Below are 3316 nucleotides of genomic sequence, written 5' to 3'. Positions count from 1 at the left end.
TTGCTCTTTAACAATCTGGAACAAGCTGAAATTTGAAAGCTTAAGCCGCTGTGAGAATGACTTCGGTCAAACACTGACACAGCGAGCATTAAGCAGTCTCTCAATTTTTTGCAATCTTGAACGTTGTCTTGAACCGGTTCGTAACCGCGTTCGCCAAGAGACACCTTCGGGTTGTGAGGTTAAGTGACTAAGCGTACACGGTGGATGCCTAGGCAGTCAGAGGCGATGAAGGACGTGCTAATCTGCGATAAGCGTCGGTAAGCTGATATGAAGCGTTATAACCGACGATTTCCGAATGGGGAAACCCAGTGCAATTCGTTGCACTATCGTTAAGTGAATACATAGCTTAACGAAGCGAACCAGGGGAACTGAAACATCTAAGTACCCTGAGGAAAAGAAATCAACCGAGATTCCCCTAGTAGCGGCGAGCGAACGGGGAGCAGCCCAGAACCTTAATCAGCGTATGTGTCAGAGGAACGGTCTGGAAAGTCCGGCGATACAGGGTGATAGCCCCGTACTTGAAAATGCATATGTTGTGAGTTCGATGAGTAGGGCGGGACACGTGACATCCTGTCTGAATATGGGGGGACCATCCTCCAAGGCTAAATACTCCTGACTGACCGATAGTGAACCAGTACCGTGAGGGAAAGGCGAAAAGAACCCCGGCGAGGGGAGTGAAATAGAACCTGAAACCGTGTACGTACAAGCAGTGGGAGCCTCTTTTATGGGGTGACTGCGTACCTTTTGTATAATGGGTCAGCGACTTATATTTTGTAGCAAGGTTAACCGAATAGGGGAGCCGTAGGGAAACCGAGTCTTAACTGGGCGTCAAGTTGCAAGGTATAGACCCGAAACCCGGTGATCTAGCCATGGGCAGGTTGAAGGTTGGGTAACACTAACTGGAGGACCGAACCGACTAATGTTGAAAAATTAGCGGATGACTTGTGGCTGGGGGTGAAAGGCCAATCAAACCGGGAGATAGCTGGTTCTCCCCGAAAGCTATTTAGGTAGCGCCTCGTGAACTCATCTTCGGGGGTAGAGCACTGTTTCGACTAGGGGGTCATCCCGACTTACCAACTCGATGCAAACTACGAATACCGAAGAATGTTATCACGGGAGACACACGGCGGGTGCTAACGTCCGTCGTGAAGAGGGAAACAACCCAGACCGCCAGCTAAGGTCCCAAAGTCATAGTTAAGTGGGAAACGATGTGGGAAGGCATAGACAGCCAGGATGTTGGCTTAGAAGCAGCCATCATTTAAAGAAAGCGTAATAGCTCACTGGTCGAGTCGGCCTGCGCGGAAGATGTAACGGGGCTAAACTATGCACCGAAGCTGCGGCAGCGACACTTAGGTGTTGTTGGGTAGGGGAGCGTTCTGTAAGCCTGTGAAGGTGGCCTGTGAGGGTTGCTGGAGGTATCAGAAGTGCGAATGCTGACATAAGTAACGATAAAGCGGGTGAAAAACCCGCTCGCCGGAAGACCAAGGGTTCCTGTCCAACGTTAATCGGGGCAGGGTGAGTCGACCCCTAAGGCGAGGCCGAAAGGCGTAGTCGATGGGAAACAGGTTAATATTCCTGTACTCGGTGTTACTGCGAAGGGGGGACGGAGAAGGCTAGGCTATCCGGGCGACGGTTGTCCCGGTTTAAGCGTGTAGGGGGTGTGACTTGGTAAATCCGGTCGCATATCAACCCTGAGGCGTGATGACGAGTCACTACGGTGATGAAGTAGTTGATGCCAAGCTTCCAGGAAAAGCCTCTAAGCTCTAGGTAACATTGAATCGTACCCCAAACCGACACAGGTGGTCAGGTAGAGAATACCAAGGCGCTTGAGAGAACTCGGGTGAAGGAACTAGGCAAAATGGTGCCGTAACTTCGGGAGAAGGCACGCTGGCGCGTAGGTGAAGTCCCTTGCGGATGGAGCTGAAGCCAGTCGAAGATACCAGCTGGCTGCAACTGTTTAATAAAAACACAGCACTGTGCAAACACGAAAGTGGACGTATACGGTGTGACGCCTGCCCGGTGCTGGAAGGTTAATTGATGGGGTCAGCCGCAAGGCGAAGCTCTTGATCGAAGCCCCAGTAAACGGCGGCCGTAACTATAACGGTCCTAAGGTAGCGAAATTCCTTGTCGGGTAAGTTCCGACCTGCACGAATGGCGTAATGATGGCCAGGCTGTCTCCACCCGAGACTCAGTGAAATTGAACTCGCTGTGAAGATGCAGTGTACCCGCGGCAAGACGGAAAGACCCCGTGAACCTTTACTATAGCTTGACACTGAACATTGAGCCTTGATGTGTAGGATAGGTGGGAGGCTTTGAAGTGTGGACGCCAGTCTGCATGGAGCCAACCTTGAAATACCACCCTTTAATGTTTGATGTTCTAACTCCGGTCCCTAATCGGGATTGAGGACAGTGTCTGGTGGGTAGTTTGACTGGGGCGGTCTCCTCCTAAAGAGTAACGGAGGAGCACGAAGGTTAGCTAATCACGGTCGGACATCGTGAGGTTAGTGCAATGGCATAAGCTAGCTTGACTGCGAGAGTGACGGCTCGAGCAGGTACGAAAGTAGGTCATAGTGATCCGGTGGTTCTGAATGGAAGGGCCATCGCTCAACGGATAAAAGGTACTCCGGGGATAACAGGCTGATACCGCCCAAGAGTTCATATCGACGGCGGTGTTTGGCACCTCGATGTCGGCTCATCACATCCTGGGGCTGAAGTAGGTCCCAAGGGTATGGCTGTTCGCCATTTAAAGTGGTACGCGAGCTGGGTTTAGAACGTCGTGAGACAGTTCGGTCCCTATCTGCCGTGGGCGTTGGAAGATTGAGAGGGGCTGCTCCTAGTACGAGAGGACCGGAGTGGACGCATCACTGGTGTTCGGGTTGTCATGCCAATGGCATTGCCCGGTAGCTAAATGCGGAAAAGATAAGCGCTGAAAGCATCTAAGCGCGAAACTTGCCTCGAGATGAGTCTTCCCTGAGACCTTGAGTCTCCTAAAGGAACGTTTAAGACTAAGACGTTGATAGGCTGGGTGTGTAAGCGTAGCGATACGTTGAGCTAACCAGTACTAATGATCCGTGAGGCTTAACCTTACAACACCGAAGGTGTTTTGGTTGAGAGACTAAGACAAAGAGTAAGCTTGTTCGAAGATTGGATTAACTGGCTGGGTATAGTGATATACGTAGCGGGTTGATTAACAGAATTTGCCTGGCGGCGATAGCGCGGTGGTCCCACCTGACCCCATGCCGAACTCAGAAGTGAAACGCCGTAGCGCCGATGGTAGTGTGGGGTCTCCCCATGCGAGAGTAGGGAACTGCCAGGC

The 3316-nt window shown here is 51.6% G+C and carries 1 protein-coding gene and 2 rRNA genes; all 3 read left to right on the top strand.

The features are described 5' to 3' along the window. On the top strand, positions 1-187 hold a 187-nt coding region (locus tag M988_RS23075; protein ID WP_211271697.1), incomplete at its 5' end, for a hypothetical protein. Beyond that, positions 178-3086 (top strand): 23S ribosomal RNA (locus M988_RS22125). The genes M988_RS23075 and M988_RS22125, both read left to right, overlap by 10 nt. Before the next feature lie 114 nt (positions 3087-3200). Next, a 5S ribosomal RNA gene (rrf, locus tag M988_RS22120) occupies positions 3201-3316 on the top strand.

The sequence above is a fragment of the Hafnia paralvei ATCC 29927 genome (assembly GCF_001655005.1).
GTDB lineage: Bacteria > Pseudomonadota > Gammaproteobacteria > Enterobacterales > Enterobacteriaceae > Hafnia > Hafnia paralvei.
The sequence above is the reverse complement of the archived record's forward strand: the minus strand, read 5'-3'. Positions and strand labels throughout refer to the sequence as shown.